Below are 21,529 nucleotides of genomic sequence, written 5' to 3' on the forward strand. Positions count from 1 at the left end.
CCGCTCACCAGGAGACGGGGAGCTTCTTCACCGAGAAGACGGAACCCTTCAGCCGCAACGGCACCTCGTCGGCCGGGACGGCCAGCCGCAGGCCGGGGAACGCCTGCAGGAGCGCCGTGAAGCCCGCGCGCAGCTCGATGCGCGCCAGGTTCTGGCCGAGGCACTGGTGGATGCCGAACCCGAAGGCGACGTGACCGGAGGTGTCGCGGTCGATGTCCAGCTCGGCCGGGCAGCCGAACTTCTCCGGGTCGCGGTTGGCCGCGGGCAGCGACACCGTCACCGTGTCGCCCTTCTTGACCAGCTCGCCGTCGAGCTTCAGGTCCTCCAGCGCGGTGCGGTAGGTGTGGTACTGGTTGACGGTCAGGTAGCGCAGCAGCTCCTCGATGGCGGCGTCGAGCTTCGCCGGCTCCGCCCGCAGCTTCGCCAGCTGGTCGGTGTGGTGCAGCAGCGCGAAGACGCCGGTGGCCAGCGCGCCTTCGGTGGTCTCGTACCCCGCGAACAGCAGCAGGGTGACGATGTTGCGCAGCTCCTCCTGGGTCAGGTCCTCGCCGACCAGCGAGCTGATCAGGTCGTCCGCGGGCTGCTGCCGCCGCCGCTCGATGACCTCGTCGAAGAACTTCCCGGCCACCTCGTAGGCCGCCGCGGCCTCGGCCGGGTCGGCTTCCGCGTCGTGCAGGAGGGTCACCGCGGGCACATACCGGTCGCGTTCCTCGTAGGGCAGGCCGACGAGCTCACCCAGCATCCGCAGGACCAGCGGCTTGGCGAAGTCCAGCACGATGTCGGCCGGGGCACCCTTGGCCCGCATGACCTCGATCTGCTCGGCGGCCACGGCCTCGACGCGCGGGATCAGCCTGCTGGTGCGGCGGACGGTGAACTCACCGGTCAGCAGCTTGCGGTAGCGGGTGTGCTCGGGCGGGTCCATGTGGATGAACATGCCGGGGATCAGCGGGTGGGTCGGGATGACCTGGCCCTGGTGGGTCACCGGGAAGTGGCCGACCTCGCAGCTGTGGCTGAACCGCGGGTCACTGAGCACCTCGCGGACCAGTTCGTAGCTGGAGACGATCCAGCCGACGTGCCCATCCGGGTAAACCATCTTCGCGAGCGGCCGCTCTTCGCGCAGAGAGTCGAACACCGCGGGCGGGTCGAACTTGTCGGTCCGATCCCACGGCACCTCGAACGAAATTGCGTCGGTCATGGAAACCTTTCCCGTGGGAGCTCCGGCGTTTCTTATTCGGCGATCTTCGTGCGGTGCGACCAGCGGAAGACCGCGATGTCGCAGCCGTCGACGGCCTGGAACTCGCCGCCGTGCACGAAGTGCTCGTACCCGGCCCCGTGGCGGATCTTGAGCGTGTTCTCCAGCGCGGAAGCGTCGACACTCCGGTGCGCCGATGCCAGTTCGGCCGGCCCGCCGTCCAACGCGATTTTCACCTGCGTAACACTCATCGCGGCCTCCACCTGTTTCGGGGATCTCCCAGCGCAGAACAGTCTTTTCGTTCTCGATTCAGGCTAGGCGAGCCACCGGAAAGCGACATCCCTCACTCTGGTAGGGCCCTGGAGCACCACACGCGGGCCACACGAAAAGGGGCTTTCCCCTGTGGCACAGGAGAAAGCCCCTTCGGTTCGGCGTCCGTCAGGGTTCGGGAGGCAGGTCCACGGGCTGGCCGGTGTGCGCCGATTCGTAGGCCGCCTGGACGATCCGGAACGTCCGCAGCGCGGCCCGGCCGTCGGGACCGGTCCCGGCGCCGTCCGCGAGGAAGTCGTTGAGCAGCAACGCATCCAGGTCTTCGCCGCCCAGTTCAACCCGGTCGCCGTCGAGCAGCCGCGGCCCGGCGTCGTACTGCACGCTCCCCTTGTCCCCGACGAAGGTGACGGCCGGACGGCCCGTTCCCGACGCGCTGCGGCGGCAGTCGAACGATGCGACCCGCCCGCTGCGGTACCGGACGGTCAGCACCGCCGCGCTTTCCGCGTGCCGTCCATTGAGGACGGTGTTGGTCTGGGCGTACACCTGCTGCGCGGGCTCGCCCCCGAGGACGGCGTCCGCCAGGTCCAGCAGGTACGGCGCGGCGGCACCCAGCACCGCGTCCGCTTTGGTGGTCAGCGAGCCGAGGACCGTCGTGAGCTCCCCGATGCCGCCGTCGGCGATTCCGTTGCGCACCACCGCGAACGCCTCGCCGTGGCAGGCCGGGGACGCGAAGGTGAGCCGGTCGCCGCCGGCGGCCACCACGGCCTCCAGGTCGGCTTCCTTGGCCGCGGGCGGGTATTCGCACAGCACCCGCGCCCCGGCCTCGGCCGCCTGCCGGACCGGCTCGAACGCGTCCCAGCCCGCCGTGGCCACGATTTCGACGTCCGGCAGGCCGCGCAACGCCCGGGCGTACCTCTCGGGCGTGGACGACAGGATGGCGACCTTCACGCTGCTCCTCTCACCGGCAGTTCGACGGCCCGCCCGGTCCACGCGGACTCGGCGGCGGCGTGGATGATCCGCACGGCGGCCAGCGCGTCCTTCGCCCCGATCCGCGGTTCGGGTCCGCCCGCGAACGCCGTGGCGAACTCCCGCATCTCGGTGGCGAACACCGAAGGCCCGCCGTACCCGAAGTTTTCGGCCAGGCCGTCGACCACCCGGACCTCCTGGGGCCACTCGGAGTCGTAGCTCACCGTCCCGCCGGTCCCCGACACGTGGAAGGCCACCCGCACGGGCGGCCGCGGCGTCGCCGTCCACCGGCTCACGACCTGGCTGATGGCGCCGCTGGCGTGGGTGAGCACGGCGGTCCCGGTGGCGACGGCCCCCTCGGGGGCCGGGGTGGCGATGTCGCCCTGGTAGGCGGCGTGCACGCGGACGACGTCCCCGAAGACCCAGTGCGCGAGGTCGGCGCCGTGCAGCAGCTGGTCGGTCAGGATCCCGCCCGAGCGGGCGGAGGCGTGCCCGGTCCAGGGCCGCGGGTGGTAGGCGGAGAAGGAGAACCGGCCGATCGCGCCCTCGCCCAGCTTCCCGCTCGCAACGAGCTCGTGCAGGCGCGCGTAGGGTGCGGCGAACCGGACGTCGTGGGCGGCGTAGAGCCGCACGCCCGCCTGTTCGGCGGCGGCGACGATCTCTTCGGCCTCTTCGGCACTGGCCGCGAGCGGCTTCTCGCACACGACACCGACACCGGCGCCGATGGCCGTCATGGCGATCTGGTGGTGGCTCGCGGTCGGCGTGCAGATGTCGACCGCGTCAGCGCCGTCGAGCGCCTCTTCCAGGGAGCCGGCGGCCTTCGCGTCGAACTCCCGCGCCAGCTCGACGCCCCGCCCGTCGTCGGAGTACACCCGCACGACAGCGCCGGCACCCAGCCACGCTTCCAGGTGCAGCCGGGCGATCAGCCCCGCACCGATGAGAGCCACCTCGAGCGGCCGCGATGTCTTCACGTACCGAGACTCGCCCACACCGCCCGGTACGAGCCATTACCAACGTGGGTAGTTCGGCCTGCCACACCGGCGGCGATGTGTAAGGACTGCGAACTCCCCGCCCTGCCGCCCGTGGAACTGCCGTCCCCGGCCGAGCGCCGGCCGACCTTCGGCGGTGGTGCGTCGGCGAGCTGGACGGCACGCCGAAACCGGATCCACCCTCCTGCCCCGCTGGGCCGAAGCGGCAGGCTTGGTGAGGGGTGCGGTTGGCCGCCGCCCGGACCGTTCGCGGCGAAGGCGTCTTGCCGCCCTGCACGAGGTCGGAGTGGTGCTCGCCGAACTGGCTCTGCCCGGCGGCAAAGCGGCCGTCGTCGGTGCGATCGCCGCAGCGAAACGCCCGGACCGGAAGATCGCCGGGCAGGCCCGCAAGGCGCGGTTCGCTCTCCGCACGAGCTGATTTCCGGCCGGTTCGGGCCGCGCGTCCGATCCGGCCGGCCGAACCGGGCTACTTCGACGGCGACGGGGAGGCCGGTGCCGACGCGGGGGCCTGCGACGCCGCCGGGACCTTCGGGGCGTTGTAGGTGTCCATGTCGGTGATCTTCCACTTGTCGCCCTGCAGCTGGGCGTTCAGGTGGAGCTGGGCGGTGCCCGCGGTCGTCTTCTTCGTGTCCGTGCGGGTCGAGGTCTGGTCGACGAAGACCATCACCTTCGCCAGGTCGCCGTTGAGCATGATCACCGCCGCGCGGGTCACCTTGCACGTCACGATCATCTTCTGGGCCGGCGCCAGCCGCTTCACCTCGCCCATCAGCGAGTTGTACTTGGCCTTGACGTCGTCGTTGGCGAGCAGGTCGTTCGCCGCGTCCTCGGTCTTCTTGATGTTGTTGAAGTCGTAGGAGAACAGCGCTTCGGCCGCCTTCGAGACGGCGTCCTTGACCTGCGCGGTCCGCGCGACGTCCAGCAGCGCGGTGTTGCTCGTCGCCGAGGAGACCTTGACCTCTTCGGACTTGAACCAGAACGCCAGGCCGCCCAGGATCAGCGCGACCAGCACCAGCGCGCCTGCCACCAGGTACGGCCTCGGCACCTTCGAGCCCGCGGGCTTCGCCGGCTCCGCTTCCGAAGCGACGACCTCGGCTTCCTCGGTCGGCTTCGCGATCCCGGTGTCCCGCTGCTTCCGGCGCGGCGTCGGCCGCGGCGGAGCTTCCTCCTCCACCGACGGTTCGCCCGTCAGGGCATCGACCTGCGGCTCCTCCTCGACCGCGGGTTCGACCGCCGCGAACACCTGCGTGTCCTCGGCCGGTGACGTGTCCAGCTGCCCACTGGCCGGCTCGACCGGGCGGGGCGCCGGACGAGGACGCGGCCGCGGCTTGGCGGGCAGCTGACCGGTCCGCTCGGCCGCGGACTCGTCCGTCGAAGGCTTGCGCAGCCCGGCCACGCGGGGACGCCGCGACGGCGTCGGGGTGCTGCGCGGCGGCTGGCGGCGGGAGGGGGGCACTGCAGGCTCCTTCTGGGTGACGCTATTGGCCGGCCGCGACGAGCGGGACGCTGTCGATGCCGGACAGCTTCCAGTCATCGCCCACCCGGGTCATCGACACTTCGAGGCGCAGCGGCTTCGCGCTGCTCTTGTCCCCCTGGGTGACGGTGGTGGCGATGGCGGCGAGGAAGCTGGCCTTGCCTTCGTGGTCGTCGAGCTCCTCGACGGCGATGTCCTGGACGTCGGTGGTGACCTTCGTCTTGGCGTCGGAGAGCGCTTTGCGGAACGTCGGCGCCGACTGGTCGATCTGCTGCGCCATCTTGTCGTCCGACACGGCCTTCTGCCGGGCGAAGAAGCCGTCGAGGTCGGTGTAGTCGACCTCGGTGTAGGCCTTGAGCGCGTTCGTCCCCGCCTTGACGACGGCCTCGCGCGAGGCCGCCAGTGCGGCGTTGTCGTCGTTCTCGGCCACCCACCACTGGATGCCGAAGATCGCCGCCGCGATCAGGGCGGCCAGCGCCAGCGCCCCGGCGCCGAGCACCAGGATCCGCGAGGGGTCCTTCGACGGTTTCGCCGAGGGCTCCTCCTCGACCGTCGTGGCGGCCGGCTCGTCCGTGCTCATGACACTCCAGGGTAGGTAACGGTCATCAAATCCACGTCAGGACAGGCCGAGCAGCGAGCCCAGGCTGTTCAGGCTGACGCCGGGGCTGCCGACGATGCCCGGAACGCCCCGGGTGTCCCGCTCCTCGGCCAGCTCTTCGGCCGGCCGGTTCTTGTTGGCCGCGACGTCGCTGTCCGACGGCGCGACCGGCACCCCGCCGTACGGCGCGTTCTGCGAACCGCGGACGTTGATCGGGCTGCCCTTCGGTTCGGCACAGTACGCGTCTTCCTTCGCCGGCTTCGCCGAGAGGTCGTTCCCGGTCCGGTACTGCGAGTACGGCAGGTACCCCTTGGTGCACGACGGCGGGTTGAACAGGTTGAGCACCAGCCCGAGGTGCGCGGTGCCGTCGCCGGGGGCCACGCTGCTCGCCGCGCCGGCCAGCGCCGGGTACGTCACGAGCCCCTGCTCGATGCCGTCGAGGCGGGTCACGGTCAGGTTGGCCGTGGTGAGCAGGTTCGCCGTCAGCGCGCCGAGGCCGGGACCGGACTCCTGCAGCACCTGGCTGACCTGCGCGGCCACCTGCGGCGTGATGCCGATGAGCTTGCGCAGGTCGCCGTCGGAGTTCTTCAGCGTGCCGGTGAGCTCGTTGAGGCTCTTGCTGAACGAGGCGAAGTTCGCGGCTTCGGCGTTCTGCGTGTCGAGCACCTGGCCGCCGGCGTCCAGCAGCTGGATCGTCTGCGGCAGGTACTGCTGCGCGGTCGTGGTGAAGCTGCGCGCGGTGTCGAGCAGTTTCTGCAGGTCGCCGCCGGTGCCGCGGAAGGCGTCGTAGGACTCGTCGACGACCGTGCGCAGCGAGTCGACCGGGACCGACGCGGCGAGCGAGTCGAGGTCGCCGATCAGCCGGTCGGTGCTGACCGGGGTGGTCGTCTTGGTCGCCGGGATCACCGAGCCGCCCGCGAGGTACGGGCCCTGGTCGGCCTTGGGCCGCAGGTCGACGTACTGCTCGCCGACCGCCGACCGGTTGGCGACGACGGCGTCGAGGTCCGCGGGCACCTTCGGCGCCGACGGGTCGATGTTCAGGTCGGCTTCGAGCCCGGTCGGGGTCAGCCGCATCTCGCCGACCCGGCCGATGTTGAAGCCGCGGTAGGTGACTTCGGCGTTGGTGAAGATGCCGCCCGATTCGTTGAGCTGCAGTTTGACCGTGTAGCCGCTGTTCCCGAACACCGTGCCGAGCCCGGCGAACCGGATCAGCGCGTAGACGATCGCGACGACGGAGATCACCACGAAGGCGATCAGCTGGATCTTCGTCCGGCGGATCAGCATCAGCCCGCACCTCCCAGCAGCCCGAAGAGGTTGCCCAGGCCCGGCTTGGACTGGCCGGACTGCGTGCCGGCGCCGGGGATCGGCAGCGGCGGCGGCTGGTTGGCGGGCGTGCCCGGCACCCCGCCGGTCAGGCCGGCCAGCGGCAGCTGCCCGGACAGCGCGTTCTGCCTGCTGTTGCCCAGGTTCTCGACGATGGTCTTCAGGTTCAGGTCCACCTTCGCGAACAGGTTGAAGTAGTCGCCCTTGACGCCGTTGACGGCCTGGTCGCTGAACGGGAACGTCAGCAGGATCTCCAGGGCCTTCGGCAGGTCGTTGCCCGCCTCACCGAGCTTCTGCAGCGTCGGCGTCAGCGCCTTGAGGTCGGCCACGAGGTCCTTCTGCGACTTGTTCACCGTGTCGGTGGCGACGCCGGAGAGGTTGTCCAGCGCCTGCAGCATGGTGACCAGCTGGCCGCGCTGCTGCTCCAGCACGCCGAGCCCGGGCCCGAGGTTGTCGACCGCGCCGACCAGCTTGTCCTTCTGGTCGTTGAGGGTCGAGGAGAGCCGGTTCAGCCCGTCGATGGCGCGGGTGATGTTCTGCGACTGCCGGTCGAGGTTGGTCACCAGCTGGTTCGCGTTGTCCAGCAGCGCCTTGATGTCCGGTTCGCGGCCGGAGGTGGCCTTGTTGAGTTCCTTGGTGATGGTGTTGAGCTGGTCGACGCCGCCGCCGTTGAGCAGCAGGGACAGCGCGCCGAGCAGCTCCTCGACCTCGACGCTGCGGTTCGTGCGGGCCAGCGGGATGGTCGCGTTGTCGGTGAGCTTGCCGTGGGCCTGGTCGTCGCCGGGCGAAGCCAGCTCGACGTACTTCTCACCGAGCAGGCTGGACTGCTTGACGTTGGCGATGGCGTTGGCGGGCAGCTTGACGTCGCCGTTCACCTTGAGCGTGACCAGCGCGTGCCAGCCGTCCTTGGTGAGGCCGACGTTCTCGACCCGGCCGATCGGCACCTCGTTGACCTTCACCCCGGCCTGCGGGGTCAGGTCGAGCACGTCCCGGAACTCGACGTTCACCGTGTACGGGTGGTCGCCGAGGTCGGCGCCGCCGGGCAGCGGCAGGTCGTAGATGCCCTTGAAGGCGCATCCGGAGAGGACCAGGGCGGACGCCGTGGCGAGGGCCCCGATGGTCAAGACCTTCTTCACTGGCCACCTCCGTAGAGCTGCCCGGCGATGGGCAGCGGCAGCGGCGGCAGCTGACCGGACTGCAGGGCCTGCACGGTCTGCGCCACGGACGGCAGCGGGATCACCTTGTCGACCACGCCGGCGATGCTCTCGCAGGCGTTGCCGAGCACGTCGGGGATGCTGTTGGTGCCGACCTGCTTGAGCAGGCGGCAGATCATCACCAGCGGCGGCTGGGTGAGCTCGTTGAGGTTCGGCCGGGCGTCGAGCGTGCCGGACGAACCGTTGTAGGTGTTGACCAGGTTGCTCAGGCCGACCGGGGCGACGTCGAGGATCTCGGCGAGCGAGCTGCGCTGGTCGACGAGCACCTTGGTGATGCCGGCCAGCTTGTCCACATTGGACTTGAGCCGGTCGTGGTTGGCGTCGATGAACGACTGCACCGCGGTGAGCGTGGTGCCCAGCTGCTGCACGGTCGCGGCCAGGTTGTCCTTTTCGGACGCCAGGTAGCCGCTGACGTCGGCGAGCCTGCTTTCGAAGGTGCGGACCTGCTTGTCGGAGTCGGCCAGCGTCTGCGAGAACTTGCCGAGGTTCGCCACCGTGGAGAACAGGTCGTCCTTGTTGCCGGCCAGCGTCCCGGCCGCCTGGCCGAGCTTGGTGATCGTGTCGTGCAGGGCCTGGCCGTTGCCGTCGACGTTGGCCGCCGCGGTGTTCAGCAGGTTCGACAGCGAGCCGTTCTTGTTGGCGCCGTTCGGGCCGAGGGTCTCGCTGACCCGGGCCAGGCTGGCCGCCAGCTGGTCGACCTCGAGGGGCACCTCGGTGCGGTCGAGGCCGATCACCGCGCCGTCGGAGATCCGCGGGCCGCCGGTGTAGGCCGGGGCGAGCTGGACGTACCGGTCGGACACCAGCGACGGCGCCACGATGAGCGCCTTGGCGTCGGCCGGGACGGCGACCGAGCGGTCGTACTCGAAGTCGACCTTCACCCGGTCGCCCATGGGCTGGATCTTGGTGACCGTGCCCATGTCGACGCCGAGCATCCGCACGCTGTTGCCTTCGTACAGGCCGACGGCGCCGGCGAAGTACGCGGTCAGGTGGTTGCGGCCGGCGTCCTTGAGGGTCCACCAGATCCCGCCGGCGACGACGAGCGCGAGCACGATCGCGATGGTGAAGCCCCTGGTCAGGGCCTGCCCGAAGCGGGTGTCACTCATTTCGTGTAGCACCCCTCTTCGTTGATCGGGCCCATCGACGGCAGCAGCAGGCCGCAGATGTAGTTGTCGAACCAGCGGCCGTTGCCGATGGTGTTGGTGAACACGCGGATGAAGGGCGCGAACTTCTTGAGGCCCTCGGCCAGCGAGTCCTGGTTGCGCTGCAGCATCGACGTCAGCTGGTCGAGCTGGGTCAGCACCGGGTCGAGCTGCTTGTCGTTGTCGTCGATCAGGCCCTGCAGCTGGGTGGCCAGCTCGCGGGAGCCGTTGAGCAGGGCGGTGATCGCGTCCTCGCGCTTGGCCAGCTCGCCGAGCAGGTCGTTGCCGTCGTCGAGCAGCTTCTGCACCTCGGCGTCCCGGTCGACCAGCGTCTGCGACACCTCGCGGGTGTTGGCCAGCAGGTTCGACAGCTGCTGGTCGCGCGAGGCGATCGTGTCCGACAGCTTGGACAGCCCGGACAGCGCGCCCCGGACGTCCTGCGGGGTGTTGGCGAAGGTCTGCGAGATCGTGTCGAAGCTCTGGGCCAGCTGCTTGGTGTCGATGTTGTCGACGGTCTGGGAGAGCCCGCGGAAGGCGTCGAGCACGTCGTAGGGCGCCATCGTGCGGTCCCGCGGGATGCCGGTGCCCGGGTTCAGCGCGTTCTCGCCCTGCGGGTCCAGCGACAGGTACTTCTGCCCGAGCAGGGTCTTGATCTTGATCGCGGCGCTGGTCCGGTCGCCCAGCCAGGCGTCCTTGACCTTGAACGACACCTTCACCGAGGCGCCGTCGAGCTCGATGTCGCTGACCTTGCCGACCTTGACGCCGGCGATCCGGACGTCGTTGTCCTTCTGCAGCCCGGACGCCTCGCTGAACTCGGCGCTGTAGGTGGTGCCGCCGCCGATCAGCGGCAGGTCGTCGGAGTTGAGCGCGGCGGTGAAAGCGAGGGCCAGCACGACGATCCCGACCAGCGCGATCGGCACCGGGTTGCGCTTCTGGAAGGACTTCATCCGGAGCACCTCGCCCGGTTCGCCGGCAGCAGGGGCAGGGCGACGTCGTTGATCAGTGGCGGCAAGCTCACGCTCCCGGAGAACTCACAGGCGTAGAAGTTGAACCAGGAGCCGTAGTCCGCGGTGCGGGTCAGCGTGCTCACCTTGGTCGGCAGGAACTGGATGAAGTGCTCCAGCTCCGGCTCGTTCTTGTTGAGCGCGCTCGTGAGGTTGCCGAGCGCGCTGATGTCGTTCTTCAGCGGCTCGCGGACCTCGCCGAGCAGCCCGGACGTCGTCTGGGCCAGGTTGCCGAGGCTCTCGATCGCGTCGCCGATCGGCTTGCGGTCGGCGGCGAGGCCGGACACCAGCTGCTGCAGCTTCACGATCAGGTCGTTGAGCTGCGGGGTGTGCGCGTTGACCGTGTCGAGCACCGAGTTGAGGTTGTCGATGACCTCGCCGATCACCTGGTCCTTGTCGGCGATCGTGGTGGCCAGCGACGCCGTGTGCGACAGCAGGCTCTCCACGGTGCCGCCCTCGCCCTGCAGGACCTGGATGACCTCGTAGGACAGCTTGTTGACGTCGTCCGGGTTGAGCGCGGTGAACAGCGGCTTGAAGCCGTTGAACAGCTCTGTCAGGTCCAGCGCCGGCGTGGTCCGCTCCAGCGGGATGGTGCCGCCGGGGGCCAGCGTCTTGCCGCCGGAGTTCTCGCCCTCGCCGAGCGAGACGTACCGCTGGCCGACCAGGTTGCGGAACTTGATCTGCGCGGTCACCCCGGCGGGCAGCGTCCGCCCGGCGTCGACCTCGAACTCCACCTCGGCCTGGCGCTTGTCGACGATCTTGACGTCCTTGACCTGCCCGACCCGGACGCCGGCGATGCGGACGTCGTCGTTGGGCAGCAGCAGCGTCGCGTCGGTGAAGCGGGCCTTGTAGGCGTTGGTGCTGGTGGTGTTGATGTTGGCGATGCTGATCCCGAGGATCGTGGTGAACAGCACGGTGACCACCACGAAGATGCCGAGCTTGATCAGCGGCGCGAGCAGGCCCCTCACTTGACCGTCACCTCCGCACCCCGGTACAGCGGGCCGACGAGCAGCGCGCTCCAGCCCGGGACGTCGGCGGCGTTCATGCCCAGCTGCGGGCCGAGCAGGTCGGCCAGGAAGCCCTGCTCCGCCGTCGAGTAGGCCAGGTCTCCACCGCTACCGCCGTTGCCGGCCGCGTCGGCCTTGAACTTGGCCGGGTTGAGGCCCTCGCCGACGCTCTTGGGCGCGGCTTGGTGCAGCGTGCCGTCCTTGAACGCGCCGTCCGGCGGCTCGGACGGGAACGGCTTCGGGATGTCCTTGATGTCGTAGCAGCGCGGGCCGCGCTTGTCCTCGAACCGCGGCTCTTCCTTGCCGGCCTGGTAGGGCGCGCGCGGCACGATGATCTCGATGGTCGCGTGCAGGCCGGGCTGGTTGGTGCCCTTGCCCAGCGCCTGGTCGATCAGCGGGACGTTCTTCGCCATCTGGGAGATCACGCAGGGGTACTCCGGCGCGTACTTCGCCAGCAGCTCGGCCGTCGGCCGGGCGGTGTCGACGAGGGAGATGATGTTGTCCTTGTTGTTCTGCAGGAACGTCTGCAGGTCCACCGAAGCCTGGGTGAGGCTGCCGTAGAGGTTGCTCAGGTTCTGCCGCTCGTCGACCACGGTCCGGGTCGTCGTGCTCAGGTTGTCCAGGCTCTGCACCAGGTCCGGGGCCGCGTCCTTGAGGTGGTCGGAGAACTCCGCGAGCGCCTTGAGGTTGTGCTGCAGCTCCGGCTCGTGCGGGTTCAGCTCGCCGATGTAGCTGCCCAGCTGCGACAGCGTGTCGCCGAGCTGGTCGCCGCGGCCGGACAGCGCCGTCGAGATCGCGGTGAGCGTGGCCGACAGCTTCTGCGGCTGCACCGCCTGCAGCACCGGCATCAGGTGGGAGAACGCCTGCTCCAGCTCGACCGCGTTCGACGTGCGGTCCTGCGGGATGACGTCCCCGTTGCTCAGCGTCTTCGCCGACGGGTCCTTCGGGATCTCCAGCGAGACGAACCGCTCGCCGAAGAGCGTCTTGGGCAGGAACCGCGCCGAGACGTTCTCCGGGATCAGCTTCGCCGATTCCGGCTGGAGCGCCAGGGTCAGCTCGGCACCCTTGTCGGTGGCGACGATGTCCTGCACCGAGCCGACGATCAGCCCGCGCACCTTGACGTCGGACTGCTTGATCAGCTGGTTGCCGATCTTGTCGGCTTCCAGCTTGACCGTGACGACCGGCGTGAACGCCTTGTCGTAGAGCGCGATGGACAGCGCCACCCCGCCGACCATCACGGCGACGAGCAGCAGGCCGAGCAGCCTGCGTCGGAGCGTCCTCATCCCGCGATCCTTACCGTGACGTCGGTTCCCCAGATGGCGAACCCGATGAAGAAGTTCATGATCGACACCGTGACGATGGACAGCCGCACGGCCTTGCCGACCGCGACGCCGACACCGGCCGGGCCGCCGGTCGCCCGGTACCCGAAGTAGCAGTGCGACAGGATGATCAGGACGCTGAACAGCAGCACCTTGATGAACGAATAGAGCACGTCCTGCGGTGGCAGGAAGAGGTCGAAGTAGTGGTCATACGTGCCCGCCGACTGGCCGTAGATGTAGATGACGACCAGCCGCGACGCGAGGTACGAGCTCAGCAGGCCGATGATGTAGAGCGGGATGACCGCGACGAACCCGGCGATGATCCGCGTCGTCACCAGGTACGGCAGGCTCGGCACGCCCATGACTTCCAGCGCGTCGATCTCCTCGGAGATCCGCATCGCGCCCAGCTGTGCGGTGAACCCGGCGCCGACCGTCGCGGACAGCGCGAGCCCGGCGACCAGCGGCGCGATCTCGCGGGTGTTGAAGAACGCGGTCAGGAAGCCGGTGAAGGCCGACGTCCCGATCGAGTTCAGCGCCGAGTAGCCCTGGAGGCCGACGAGGACACCGGTGAACAGCGTCAGGCCGACCATCACGCCGACCGTGCCGCCGATGACCGCCAGCGAGCCGGAGCCGAAGCTCACCTCGGCCAGCAGCCGGAGGACTTCCTTCGTGTAGCGGCGGATGGTCCGCGGCGTCCACAGCAGCGCGCGGCCGTAGAACGACATCTGGTCACCGAGGGTGTCCAGCGTCTGCAACGGACGGTTGGCGACGCGCTTGGCGCCCTGGAGGAACGTCATGGCGCTAGTCCAGCTTTCCGGGCACGATCTGCAGGTAGATCAGGGTGATCACGAAGTTCACGACGAACAGCAGCAGGAACGTGATGACCACCGACTGGTTCACCGCGTCCCCGACGCCCTTCGGGCCGCCGGAGGGGTTCAGGCCCCGGTAGGACGCGACGACGGCGGCGATGAACCCGAAGATCAGCGCCTTGATCTCGCCGACCCAGAGGTCGGGCAGCTGCGCGAGGGCCGAGAAGCTGGCCAGGTACGCACCCGGCGTCCCGCCCTGCAGCACGACGTTGAAGAAGTAGCCGCCGAGCACGCCGATGACGCTGACCATGCCGTTGAGCAGCAGCGCGACCAGCATCATCGCCAGGGTGCGCGGCACGATCAGCCGCTGGACCGCGGAGACGCCGAGCACCTCCATCGCGGCGATCTCTTCGCGGATGGTCCGGGCACCGATGTCGGCACAGACGGCGCTTCCGCCCGCGCCCGCCACCAGCAGCGCGGTGACCAGCGGACTGGCCTGCTGCACGGTGGCGAGCACGGAGCCCGCGCCGGTGTAGGACTGCGCGCCCAGCTGGCGGGCGAGCGAGCCGAACTGCAGCGAGATGACCGCGCCGAACGGGATGGCCACCAGGGCCGTCGGCAGGATGGTCACGCTCGCGATGAACCAGGACTGCTGGATGAACTCCCGCAGCTGGAAGGGCCTCTGGAACAGGCCGCGGACGATGTCCAGGCCGAGAGCGAACAGGTTCCCGGTCTCGCGGAGCATGCCGATCCCGGGGATCTTCGCCTGTGTTGCGGGAGAGCTCACCGGCCACCTGGCCCGTTGTTCGGTGGCATCCGGTGCGTGCCCGGTCTCGGCGGCTGGCCGCCGCCCGGGATCCGGGCCACCTGGTCGGCGGGCAGCTGCCCGTGGTGCTGGCTGGGGACGCCGTCACCCTGCGGGCGCACGCCGACCTGCTGCGGCTGCCGGCGGTGCGGCTGCACGCCGTAGTGGCGCTGCTCCTCGGGGCTCAGCGACTCGATGATGCTCTCCTGCGCGGCAGGCGGCAGCCGGTGCATGATCTCCATGACCCGGTCCTTGCGGCGGACGGCACCCATCCGGGTGGGCACACCCGGCGTCGGCTGCATCTGCGGCGGCACGCCGGAGACGTCCTCGACCCCGCCCGCGTGGTGGCCGGCGTCGAACATCGCCTGCTCGGCGGCCATCTGGGCGCTGTCCTTCTCCTCGGACATGCCGATCGGGCCCTGCATCTTGCCGTTGAGGAACTGCTTGACGACCGGCTCTTCGCTGGTCAGCAGCACCTCGCGCGGCCCGAACATGACCAGTTCCTTGCGGAAGAGCATGCCGAGGTTGTCCGGGACCGTGCGGGCCAGGTTGATGTTGTGCGTGACGATCAGGAACGTCGCGTCGATCTGCGCGTTGACGTCGAGGAACAGCTGCGAGATGTAGGTGGTGCGGACCGGGTCGAGGCCCGAGTCCGGCTCGTCGACCAGGATGATCTCGGGGTCGAGCACCAGGGCGCGGGCCAGGCCGGCGCGCTTGCGCATACCGCCGGAGATCTCACCGGGGAGCTTCTTGTCGGCGCCGTTCAGACCGGTCATGTCGAGCTTTTCGAGGACGATCCGGCGGATTTCCGTCTCGGACTTCTTCGTGTGCTCGCGCAGCGGGAAGGCGACGTTGTCGTAGAGGTTCATCGAGCCGAACAGCGCGCCGTCCTGGAACAGGACGCCGAAGAGCTTCCGGATCTCGTAGAGCTTGTGCTCGGAACAGGTGACGATGTCGACACCGTTGATCACGCAGCGGCCGCGGTCGGGCTTGAGCAGCCCGATCATCGACTTCAGGAAGACCGACTTGCCGGTCCCCGACGGGCCGAGCATGGCCGACACTTCGCCCGGGGGGAGCGTCAACGTGACGTCCCGCCAGATGGCCTGCTTACCGAAGGACTTGGTCAGGCCTTCGATGACCACCTCGGCACCCATCGCACCTCCAGGAGCTGTTCCGCGTCATTGCGCCCGCTGCCACACCCTGCCACCCACGCCGGCGGCGGATGTGGGCCCGTCGGGCGCCCACGAACCCGCGTCAACCAGGTGCAACGAGCCGAGTGCGAACAGGTTACTCACCAGTTTTCTTTTCTGGCCAGCTCCGGCTCCATCGTCACCCCGCCGTGATCGGCAACGGGCAGCACGGTAGCCCATTCGGGCCAACTACGCAGTTCTCCGGAACCCCGGAATCCGCGATTCGGGGGCCCCGGGGCCATTCGGACAGCGTTCCTAGGGGGCGGCACCGCCGCTGGGCAAAAGGGACGGGGCGGGCATCCGAGTGGATGCCCGCCCCGTCACGAGGTGGTGCGCAGGCGCTGACGCGCCCGTGATCACTTGATGGTGATCTTGGCGCCCGCGGCCTCGAGCTTCTCCTTGGCGGCCTCGGCGGCCTCCTTGTCGACCTTCTCCAGGAGGGCCTTGGGAGCGGACTCGACCAGCTCCTTGGCCTCCTTCAGGCCCAGGCCCGAGACGACCTCGCGGACGACCTTGATGACCTGGATCTTCTTGTCGCCGGCGCCCTCGAGGACGACGTCGAACTCGTCCTGCTCCTCGGCGGCCGGGGCAGCGGCGGCACCCGGGGCGGCGGCGGCAACGGCGACCGGCGCGGCGGCGGTCACGTCGAAGACCTCTTCGAACTCCTTCACGAACTCGGAGAGCTCGAGGAGGGTGAGCTCCTTGAAGGCGTCGATCAGCTCGGCGGTGCTCAGCTTCGCCATGATGGCTTCCTCTCAGAAAAACGAACGAGACGTTCGGGGTGGGGGGTGGTTCAGCTCTCGGCGGGTGCTTCGGCTGCTTCGGTACCGGCGGCTTCGCGCTGCTTTTCCTCCAGCGCCGCAGCCAGGCGGGCGACCTGGGACGCCGGCGCCTGGAACAGCGCGGCGGCCTGGGACAGCTTCGCCTTGAACGCGCCCGCCGCCTTGGCGAGCAGGACCTCACGGCTGTCGAGATCGGCGATCCGGTTGATCTCGTCCACGGACAGCGCTTTGCCGTCCATGTAGCCGCCCTTGATCACAAGCGCGTTGTTGTCCTTCGCGAAGTCGCGAAGCGCCTTGGCGGCGTCGACAGCTTCACCCTCGACGAAGGCGATGGCGGTCGCGCCGACGAACAGGTCCTCGAGACCCTGGATGCCGGCGTCCTCGGCCGCCCGCTTGACCAGGGTGTTCTTCGCGACCCGGTACTTGGCACTGGTGCCGAGAGCGCGGCGCAGCTGGGACAGCTGGGACACGGAGAGGCCGGTGTACTGGGTAACGACGGTGGCCGAGCTGGTGCGGAAGCTCTCCGCGATCTCGGCGACGGCCGCCACCTTGTCGGGCTTCGCCATGGTCGCCTCCTCTCTTGGCTAGTGTTTCCACTGGCGTTCGAGGAGCCCCTCAGACGACGAAACGCCCACGCGCAGAGCAGGCGCGGGGCGTCATCGGGCACTGGGTGCCCGGCCTCGTTCCTCCTGCGCGGGCCGCCCGGCGTGATGCGGGACCTTCGTTCCCCGTTTGGGCGGGGAAAACCAGCGGTCTTCGGTAGAACCGTCGTCAACTATACAGCGTGGGTTGTCAAGGCTTTCTTGGGGGCCGGTCCTGACCTGCATTTAGGGCGCCTGGGGGTTCGTTCGCGTGCTCCGGAGGGCATCATGGTGACGTGGCGGAGCAGCGTGACGACGGAAAGCCGGGCTCGGACATCGAACCGGCGGGCCGGAACACGCCCGCCGCCGGGCCGCCGCCACAGCCGCCTGCCGACCCGGCCGAGCTCGAACAGTTCCGCCAGTTCCAGCAGTTCCAGGACTACCTGCGCTTCACCCAGGCCCAGCAGGGCAACCAGCCGACACCCGCCCCGGACGCGGGCGTCGTCCAGGCGCCGCCGTCCCAGCCAGTGCCGCAACAGGGCGGCCAGCCGCCGATGATCCCCGAGGGCTACCAGCTGGTCCCCGTCGAGCGGCGCCGGGCCCCGAAGTGGCTGACGTGGCTGGGCAAGAAGGTCATCGCCTGGGTACTGGCCATCATCCTGCTCGCAATCGCCGGCACGTGGCTGTACAACCACTTCTTCCCCAACGACGCCGGGAAGTCCTCCGCGCAGCTCGCCCAAGAGGGCGGCGGGACGTACCACACGAACCACGTCTACTCGACGAACCCGTACGAAGCGGTCCGGATGGTCTACCACAACGTCGCCCAGGGCCTGGTCGACGACGCCTGCGGCCGGTTCCAGAACGAGGGCCAGCGCGACGTCCAGACCCGGTTCGCCCAGGACATCGCCCAGACGTTCCGCCAGGGTGCCGCCCAGACCGACTGCAAGAAGGCCGTCGAGTTCCTCGCCACCCAGGTGACGAACAAGAACGACTACGCCGAATCCCTGCCGTCCAGCGTCTCCGAGCCGCTGCCCGGGGACACCGTGACGATCGATTCGTGCACCTTCCCCGTCACGGGTGGCCCGGCGCTGGGTGTTTTCACGGTGTCGAAGGTCGAGAAGGGACAGTGGCTCATCACGGGCCACGCGATCGGGCCGGCGAAGTGCAGCGGGGTCCCGTCCACCGGGACACCGACCAGCCGCTAGCGCGGGTGTGGCGCCGCCAGGAACGAGACCAGTGCCTCCGCGAACGCCGGTGACATCACCGCCGTCATGTGGTCGCCCGGGATTCGCACCAGCCTGGCCCCCGCGATCGCCGCCGCCAGGCGCTCCGGCTCGGCTGCCAGCTGGTCCTGCTCGCCCGCCAGCACCAGGGTCGGCACTCCGATCGCCGACAGGTTCATGCGCCCTTCCCGCGAAGCCAGCGCCACCGCCGCCAGCGCCTGGCGGTCGCCGCCCACCGCGTCCGCCAGCAGCCGGAACGGCACCCCGGACGGCGGGACCGTCGACGGGTCCTCCGCCAGCAACGCCGAAGCGATCTCGGCCGGCTTCACCACCCGCAGGTCCACGCCGCCGAAGTCGACGATTCCGGAGCCCACGCCGCCCGTGGCCAGGCAGCGGATGCGCTTGTCCGCCGCCGTTGCCGTCAGGGCGATGATCGCGCCCATCGAGTAGCCCACCATCGAGACCTCGTCGAGGCCCAGCTCGTCCAGCAGCGCCGAGACGTCCCGGGCCATCGCGTCCTCGGCGTAGCAGGACTCGTCGTGCGGCTTCTCGGACCGGCCGTGGCCGCGGGCGTCCAGCGAGATCACCGTGAAGCCCGCCGACCGCAGGGCCGCGACGACCCCGGTCGAGATCCAGTTCGCGTTCGTGTCCGCGGCGAACCCGTGCTGCAGCAGCACCGGGCGGTGGGCGCCGTCGCCCTCCCACACCGTGTAGTGCAACCGGAGCCCGTCGAACGACGCGAAAGTCGGCATGACGTCAATAAGACACGAAGAAAGGGCGCCCCCGCAGCAAGCGGGGACGCCCTTTCTGGTGATCTCAGCCTCAGACAGCAGCTTCCTCGGAGAGGAGGTTGCGCGTCCGCAGCGGGTCGACCGGGATGCCCGGGCCCATCGTGGTGGTGAAGGTGACCTTCTTCAGGTAACGGCCCTTCGCCGACGACGGCTTGGCCCGCAGGATCTCGTCCAGCGCCGCCGCGTAGTTCTCGACCAGCTTCTCGGTGTCGAAGGAAGCCTTGCCGATCACCAGGTGCAGGTTGGCCTGCTTGTCGACGCGGAAGTTGATCTTACCGCCCTTGATGTCCTGCACGGCCTTCGCGACCGCGGGGGTCACCGTGCCGGTCTTCGGGTTCGGCATCAGGCCGCGCGGGCCGAGGATGCGGGCGATGCGGCCCACCTTGGCCATCTGGTCCGGCGTCGCGATCGCGGCGTCGAAGTCGAGCCAGCCACCCTGGATGCGCTCGATCAGTTCGTCGGTGCCGACCGCGTCCGCGCCGGCGGCTTCGGCCTCGGCGGCCTTGTCGCCGACGGCGAAGACGATGACGCGGGCGGTCTTACCGGTGCCGTGCGGCAGGTTCACGGTGCCGCGGACCATCTGGTCGGCCTTGCGGGGGTCCACACCGAGACGCATCGCGACCTCGACGGTCGCGTCCATCTTGGTCTTGGAGGTCTCCTTCGCCAGCTTCGCAGCCTCGAGCGGCGCGTACAGACGCGTCTTGTCGATCTGCTCCGCAGCCTGGCGGTAAGCCTTGCTGTGCTTGGGCATTTCTTCTGTCCTAACTAATTCAACGGATCAGTGTGGTGACGAGCCAGCCCTGGCTCTCCCACGGGTGCAGCGAAAATCAGGCGTCGACGACCGTGATGCCCATCGACCGAGCAGTACCGGCGATGATCTTCGCGGCCTGGTCGATGTCGTGCGCGTTGAGGTCGGTCTCCTTGGTCTTGGCGATCTCGCGGACCTGGTCCCAGGTGACCTTGGCGACCTTGGTCTTGTGCGGCTCGCCGGAGCCCTTCTCCACGCCCGCGGCCTTCAGCAGCAGCTTCGCGGCCGGCGGCGTCTTCAGCTTGAAGTCGAACGACCGGTCCTCGTACACGGAGATCTCGACCGGGACGACGTCCCCGCGCTGCGACTCGGTCGCGGCGTTGTAGGCCTTGCAGAACTCCATGATGTTGACGCCGTGCTGACCCAGCGCGGGGCCGACCGGCGGCGCGGGGTTGGCCGCACCCGCCTTGATCTGCAGCTTGATGATCGCCGCAAGCTTCTTCTTCTTGGGTGGCATTTCTTGTCCTGTCCTGTACTACGTTCCCCGCGTACCTGCCGTGGACGCGGGGACTGCGGCCGGAAAGGCCGGCCTCAGATCTTGGAGACCTGGTTGAACGACAGCTCGACCGGGGTTTCCCGGCCGAAGATCGACACCAGGACCTTCAGCTTCTGCCCGTCGACGTTGACCTCGGAGATCGTCGCCGGCAGGGTCGCGAACGGGCCGTCCATGACCGTGACCGACTCGCCGACCTCGAAGTCGACCTCGACGGCCGGGCCGCCGAGCGGCGCGGTCGCGGCGGCCTCGCCCTTGCTGGCCTTGGCCGGAGCTTCCTTCTCGACCTGCGGGGCGAGGAACTTCAGCACCTCGTCCACGGTCAGCGGCGACGGCCGCGAGGTGGCGCCGACGAACCCGGTGACACCCGGCGTGTTGCGCACCGCGCTCCACGAGGCGTCGTTCAGGTCCATCCGGACCAGGATGTAGCCGGGCAGCACCTTGCGCTGCACCTGCTTGCGCTGGCCGTTCTTGATCTCGGTGACCTCTTCGGTCGGGACCTCGATCTGGAAGATGTAGTCCTCGACGTCCAGGGTCTGGGTCCGGGTCTCGAGGTTGGTCTTCACCTTGTTCTCGTACCCGGCGTAGGAGTGCACGACGTACCACTCGCCGGGCGCGGCGAGCAGCTCGGCGCGCAGCTTGGCGACCGGGTCCTCGTCGTCCGCGGCGGGCTCGGCTTCGTCGGCCACGTCGTCGGCGGAATCGGCGGCGACGTCAGCGGAATCGTCGGCGTCGTCGTCGGCCTCGGCGTCCGGCACGTCGACGGGCTCGAGGTGCGCGGACTCTTCGTCACCGAGTGCCGCGTGCACCTGCTCGTCGGAAAGCTCGGTCAGGTCGTGACCGGCTGCTGTGCCGTTGTCGGAGGTCACGTTCCGTCCTCTCAGTTGATCATTGCCGGGGCCCGGGGCCCCCTCGGCACCGCGCCGGGGGCGCGTCAGCCGAAGATGTGGCCGATGCCCCACTTGAACAGCAGGTCCAGGCCACTCACCAGGGCCACCATGAACACCACGAAGACCAGCACGACCGCGGTGTAGGTGACCATCTGCTTCCGGTTGGGCCAGATGACCTTGCGCAGTTCCGCCCAGACCTCGCGGATGAAGCGCACCAGCCGCGCGAACACGGAGGCCTTCTTCGGCTTCTGGTCCCGCTTCGGAGTCGGAGCGCCCTTCGCGTCGGGGGCGGTCTTCTCCCCCGACTTCCCGGCCGGGCGGGTCTTGTCGTCCGCACGTGCCGCGGACTTCCCCGCCGGACGAGCGGTCGCACGGCGCTCACGCCGGGCAGCGGCTGTGACGGGACGGGACGGGCTCTCGGGCTTCTGCCCGGCGCCGTCCTGCTCCTGCTCGCCGCCGCTGGCGTCGCTGTCGCTCACGACCACTCCTCCGCTCCACCAGTTCCGTTACGCAGGGGTGACAGGACTTGAACCTGCAACCTGCGGTTTTGGAGACCGCTGCTCTGCCAATTGAGCTACACCCCTGTGGAGCCCCGATCGCTCGGAGCCCCGGTGGACGCATTCCAGCGTCCCCACCATCCAGGCGGGGATGACCGTAGTGCGTTC

General features: G+C 69.2%; 24 protein-coding genes and 1 tRNA gene. 2 read left to right on the forward strand and 23 right to left on the reverse strand.

The window, feature by feature from the left end:
* Positions 1-4: 4 nt before the first annotated feature.
* The 4 genes from ABZX11_RS07095 to ABZX11_RS07110 form a co-directional block, all read right to left on the reverse strand.
* A complete protein-coding gene (locus tag ABZX11_RS07095) occupies positions 5-1,195 on the reverse strand; it encodes a cytochrome P450 (RefSeq protein ID WP_354910634.1) in 1,191 nt (396 codons plus the stop codon).
* A 32-nt stretch (positions 1,196-1,227) separates the two neighbouring features.
* On the reverse strand, positions 1,228-1,443 hold the full coding sequence (locus ABZX11_RS07100) for a DUF5988 family protein (protein WP_176173316.1): 216 nt from the start codon (positions 1,441-1,443) through the stop codon (positions 1,228-1,230).
* A gap of 187 nt (positions 1,444-1,630) precedes the next feature.
* Complete coding sequence (locus tag ABZX11_RS07105) at positions 1,631-2,410, reverse strand: Gfo/Idh/MocA family oxidoreductase (protein WP_354910636.1); 780 nt, start codon at positions 2,408-2,410, stop codon at positions 1,631-1,633.
* Positions 2,407-3,399, reverse strand: coding sequence for a Gfo/Idh/MocA family oxidoreductase (locus ABZX11_RS07110; protein WP_354910639.1), 993 nt, complete (start codon positions 3,397-3,399; stop codon positions 2,407-2,409). The genes ABZX11_RS07105 and ABZX11_RS07110 overlap by 4 nt, the downstream gene beginning before the upstream one ends.
* A 307-nt stretch (positions 3,400-3,706) precedes the next feature.
* On the opposite strand from ABZX11_RS07110, the gene ABZX11_RS07115 reads away from it, so the two are divergent.
* Positions 3,707-3,835, forward strand: coding sequence for a hypothetical protein (locus tag ABZX11_RS07115; RefSeq protein WP_354910640.1), 129 nt, complete (start codon positions 3,707-3,709; stop codon positions 3,833-3,835).
* A 48-nt stretch (positions 3,836-3,883) separates the two neighbouring features.
* On the opposite strand, the gene ABZX11_RS07120 is transcribed toward ABZX11_RS07115, so the two are convergent.
* The 13 genes from ABZX11_RS07120 to rplJ all read right to left on the reverse strand — a co-directional run bounded on the left by ABZX11_RS07120 (position 3,884) and on the right by rplJ (position 16,644).
* The gene (locus ABZX11_RS07120) at positions 3,884-4,810 is read right to left on the reverse strand and encodes a hypothetical protein (RefSeq protein WP_354910924.1); all 927 of its coding nucleotides are present in this window, start codon (positions 4,808-4,810) and stop codon (positions 3,884-3,886) included.
* 82 nt (positions 4,811-4,892) lie between these two features.
* A complete protein-coding gene (locus ABZX11_RS07125; protein ID WP_354910642.1) occupies positions 4,893-5,468 on the reverse strand; it encodes a hypothetical protein in 576 nt (191 codons plus the stop codon).
* Positions 5,469-5,504: 36 nt separating this feature from the next.
* Positions 5,505-6,770 (reverse strand): MlaD family protein, encoded by a 1,266-nt coding sequence (locus ABZX11_RS07130; RefSeq protein WP_176173320.1) that lies wholly within the window; start codon positions 6,768-6,770, stop codon positions 5,505-5,507.
* Entirely contained in the window at positions 6,770-7,945 is a 1,176-nt protein-coding gene (locus ABZX11_RS07135) for an MCE family protein (protein ID WP_354910645.1), read from the reverse strand. Before ABZX11_RS07135 ends, ABZX11_RS07130 begins: the two co-directional genes overlap by 1 nt.
* Positions 7,942-9,126: an MCE family protein gene (locus ABZX11_RS07140; protein ID WP_354910647.1), complete on the reverse strand. Its 1,185-nt coding sequence runs from the start codon at positions 9,124-9,126 to the stop codon at positions 7,942-7,944. The genes ABZX11_RS07135 and ABZX11_RS07140 overlap by 4 nt, the downstream gene beginning before the upstream one ends.
* Complete coding sequence (locus ABZX11_RS07145; RefSeq protein WP_176173323.1) at positions 9,123-10,109, reverse strand: MCE family protein; 987 nt, start codon at positions 10,107-10,109, stop codon at positions 9,123-9,125. Before ABZX11_RS07145 ends, ABZX11_RS07140 begins: the two co-directional genes overlap by 4 nt.
* Positions 10,106-11,134: an MCE family protein gene (locus ABZX11_RS07150; protein ID WP_176173324.1), complete on the reverse strand. Its 1,029-nt coding sequence runs from the start codon at positions 11,132-11,134 to the stop codon at positions 10,106-10,108. The genes ABZX11_RS07145 and ABZX11_RS07150 overlap by 4 nt, the downstream gene beginning before the upstream one ends.
* Positions 11,131-12,456 carry an MCE family protein gene (locus ABZX11_RS07155; protein ID WP_176173325.1) on the reverse strand — a complete coding sequence of 442 codons (1,326 nt, stop codon included), beginning with the start codon at positions 12,454-12,456 and terminating at the stop codon, positions 11,131-11,133. The genes ABZX11_RS07150 and ABZX11_RS07155 overlap by 4 nt, the downstream gene beginning before the upstream one ends.
* Entirely contained in the window at positions 12,453-13,289 is an 837-nt protein-coding gene (locus tag ABZX11_RS07160) for an ABC transporter permease (RefSeq protein WP_072474798.1), read from the reverse strand. Before ABZX11_RS07160 ends, ABZX11_RS07155 begins: the two co-directional genes overlap by 4 nt.
* Positions 13,290-13,293: 4 nt before the next feature.
* The gene (locus tag ABZX11_RS07165; RefSeq protein ID WP_003060268.1) at positions 13,294-14,046 is read right to left on the reverse strand and encodes an ABC transporter permease; all 753 of its coding nucleotides are present in this window, start codon (positions 14,044-14,046) and stop codon (positions 13,294-13,296) included.
* A gap of 38 nt (positions 14,047-14,084) precedes the next feature.
* Positions 14,085-15,260, reverse strand: coding sequence for an ABC transporter ATP-binding protein (locus ABZX11_RS07170; RefSeq protein ID WP_176173326.1), 1,176 nt, complete (start codon positions 15,258-15,260; stop codon positions 14,085-14,087).
* Between the two features lie 392 nt (positions 15,261-15,652).
* On the reverse strand, positions 15,653-16,039 hold the full coding sequence (gene rplL, locus ABZX11_RS07175) for a 50S ribosomal protein L7/L12 (protein ID WP_176173327.1): 387 nt from the start codon (positions 16,037-16,039) through the stop codon (positions 15,653-15,655).
* A gap of 50 nt (positions 16,040-16,089) precedes the next feature.
* Positions 16,090-16,644, reverse strand: coding sequence for a 50S ribosomal protein L10 (rplJ, locus tag ABZX11_RS07180; protein ID WP_176173328.1), 555 nt, complete (start codon positions 16,642-16,644; stop codon positions 16,090-16,092).
* Between the two features lie 311 nt (positions 16,645-16,955).
* On the opposite strand from rplJ, the gene ABZX11_RS07185 reads away from it, so the two are divergent.
* Positions 16,956-17,864, forward strand: coding sequence for a hypothetical protein (locus tag ABZX11_RS07185; protein ID WP_354910654.1), 909 nt, complete (start codon positions 16,956-16,958; stop codon positions 17,862-17,864).
* Here ABZX11_RS07185 and ABZX11_RS07190 read toward each other — a convergent pair.
* The 6 genes from ABZX11_RS07190 to ABZX11_RS07215 all read right to left on the reverse strand — a co-directional run bounded on the left by ABZX11_RS07190 (position 17,861) and on the right by ABZX11_RS07215 (position 21,448).
* Positions 17,861-18,634, reverse strand: a complete 774-nt coding sequence (locus tag ABZX11_RS07190; RefSeq protein WP_176173330.1) for an alpha/beta fold hydrolase — start codon at positions 18,632-18,634, stop codon at positions 17,861-17,863. The two genes, ABZX11_RS07185 and ABZX11_RS07190, sit on opposite strands and share 4 nt — an antisense overlap.
* A gap of 70 nt (positions 18,635-18,704) precedes the next feature.
* Positions 18,705-19,424 (reverse strand): 50S ribosomal protein L1, encoded by a 720-nt coding sequence (rplA, locus tag ABZX11_RS07195; protein ID WP_003079259.1) that lies wholly within the window; start codon positions 19,422-19,424, stop codon positions 18,705-18,707.
* Positions 19,425-19,500: 76 nt separating this feature from the next.
* Positions 19,501-19,938 (reverse strand): 50S ribosomal protein L11, encoded by a 438-nt coding sequence (rplK, locus tag ABZX11_RS07200; protein ID WP_043781763.1) that lies wholly within the window; start codon positions 19,936-19,938, stop codon positions 19,501-19,503.
* A gap of 74 nt (positions 19,939-20,012) precedes the next feature.
* A complete protein-coding gene (gene nusG / locus ABZX11_RS07205) occupies positions 20,013-20,843 on the reverse strand; it encodes a transcription termination/antitermination protein NusG (protein ID WP_176173331.1) in 831 nt (276 codons plus the stop codon).
* A 65-nt stretch (positions 20,844-20,908) separates the two neighbouring features.
* On the reverse strand, positions 20,909-21,349 hold the full coding sequence (gene secE / locus ABZX11_RS07210) for a preprotein translocase subunit SecE (RefSeq protein WP_176173332.1): 441 nt from the start codon (positions 21,347-21,349) through the stop codon (positions 20,909-20,911).
* Positions 21,350-21,375: 26 nt separating this feature from the next.
* A tRNA-Trp gene (locus tag ABZX11_RS07215) sits at positions 21,376-21,448 on the reverse strand.
* Positions 21,449-21,529: the final 81 nt, after the last annotated feature.

It is taken from the genome of Amycolatopsis sp. NPDC004169, from assembly GCF_040610315.1.
Taxonomy (GTDB): Bacteria; Actinomycetota; Actinomycetes; order Mycobacteriales; family Pseudonocardiaceae; genus Amycolatopsis.

What these genes read in the sequence shown, in the direction of transcription:
- ABZX11_RS07095 (WP_354910634.1), bottom strand. Translation starts at nt 1,195, where the DNA reads ATGACCGACGCAATTTCGTTCGAGGTGCCGTGGGATCGGACCGACAAG.
- ABZX11_RS07100 (WP_176173316.1), bottom strand. Translation starts at nt 1,443, where the DNA reads ATGAGTGTTACGCAGGTGAAAATCGCGTTGGACGGCGGGCCGGCCGAA.
- ABZX11_RS07125 (WP_354910642.1), bottom strand. Translation starts at nt 5,468, where the DNA reads ATGAGCACGGACGAGCCGGCCGCCACGACGGTCGAGGAGGAGCCCTCG.
- ABZX11_RS07130 (WP_176173320.1), bottom strand. Translation starts at nt 6,770, where the DNA reads ATGCTGATCCGCCGGACGAAGATCCAGCTGATCGCCTTCGTGGTGATC.
- ABZX11_RS07140 (WP_354910647.1), bottom strand. Translation starts at nt 9,126, where the DNA reads ATGAGTGACACCCGCTTCGGGCAGGCCCTGACCAGGGGCTTCACCATC.
- ABZX11_RS07145 (WP_176173323.1), bottom strand. Translation starts at nt 10,109, where the DNA reads ATGAAGTCCTTCCAGAAGCGCAACCCGGTGCCGATCGCGCTGGTCGGG.
- ABZX11_RS07155 (WP_176173325.1), bottom strand. Translation starts at nt 12,456, where the DNA reads ATGAGGACGCTCCGACGCAGGCTGCTCGGCCTGCTGCTCGTCGCCGTG.
- ABZX11_RS07160 (WP_072474798.1), bottom strand. Translation starts at nt 13,289, where the DNA reads ATGACGTTCCTCCAGGGCGCCAAGCGCGTCGCCAACCGTCCGTTGCAG.
- ABZX11_RS07165 (WP_003060268.1), bottom strand. Translation starts at nt 14,046, where the DNA reads ATGCTCCGCGAGACCGGGAACCTGTTCGCTCTCGGCCTGGACATCGTC.
- ABZX11_RS07170 (WP_176173326.1), bottom strand. Translation starts at nt 15,260, where the DNA reads ATGGGTGCCGAGGTGGTCATCGAAGGCCTGACCAAGTCCTTCGGTAAG.
- rplL (WP_176173327.1), bottom strand. Translation starts at nt 16,039, where the DNA reads ATGGCGAAGCTGAGCACCGCCGAGCTGATCGACGCCTTCAAGGAGCTC.
- rplJ (WP_176173328.1), bottom strand. Translation starts at nt 16,644, where the DNA reads ATGGCGAAGCCCGACAAGGTGGCGGCCGTCGCCGAGATCGCGGAGAGC.
- ABZX11_RS07190 (WP_176173330.1), bottom strand. Translation starts at nt 18,634, where the DNA reads ATGCCGACTTTCGCGTCGTTCGACGGGCTCCGGTTGCACTACACGGTG.
- rplA (WP_003079259.1), bottom strand. Translation starts at nt 19,424, where the DNA reads ATGCCCAAGCACAGCAAGGCTTACCGCCAGGCTGCGGAGCAGATCGAC.
- rplK (WP_043781763.1), bottom strand. Translation starts at nt 19,938, where the DNA reads ATGCCACCCAAGAAGAAGAAGCTTGCGGCGATCATCAAGCTGCAGATC.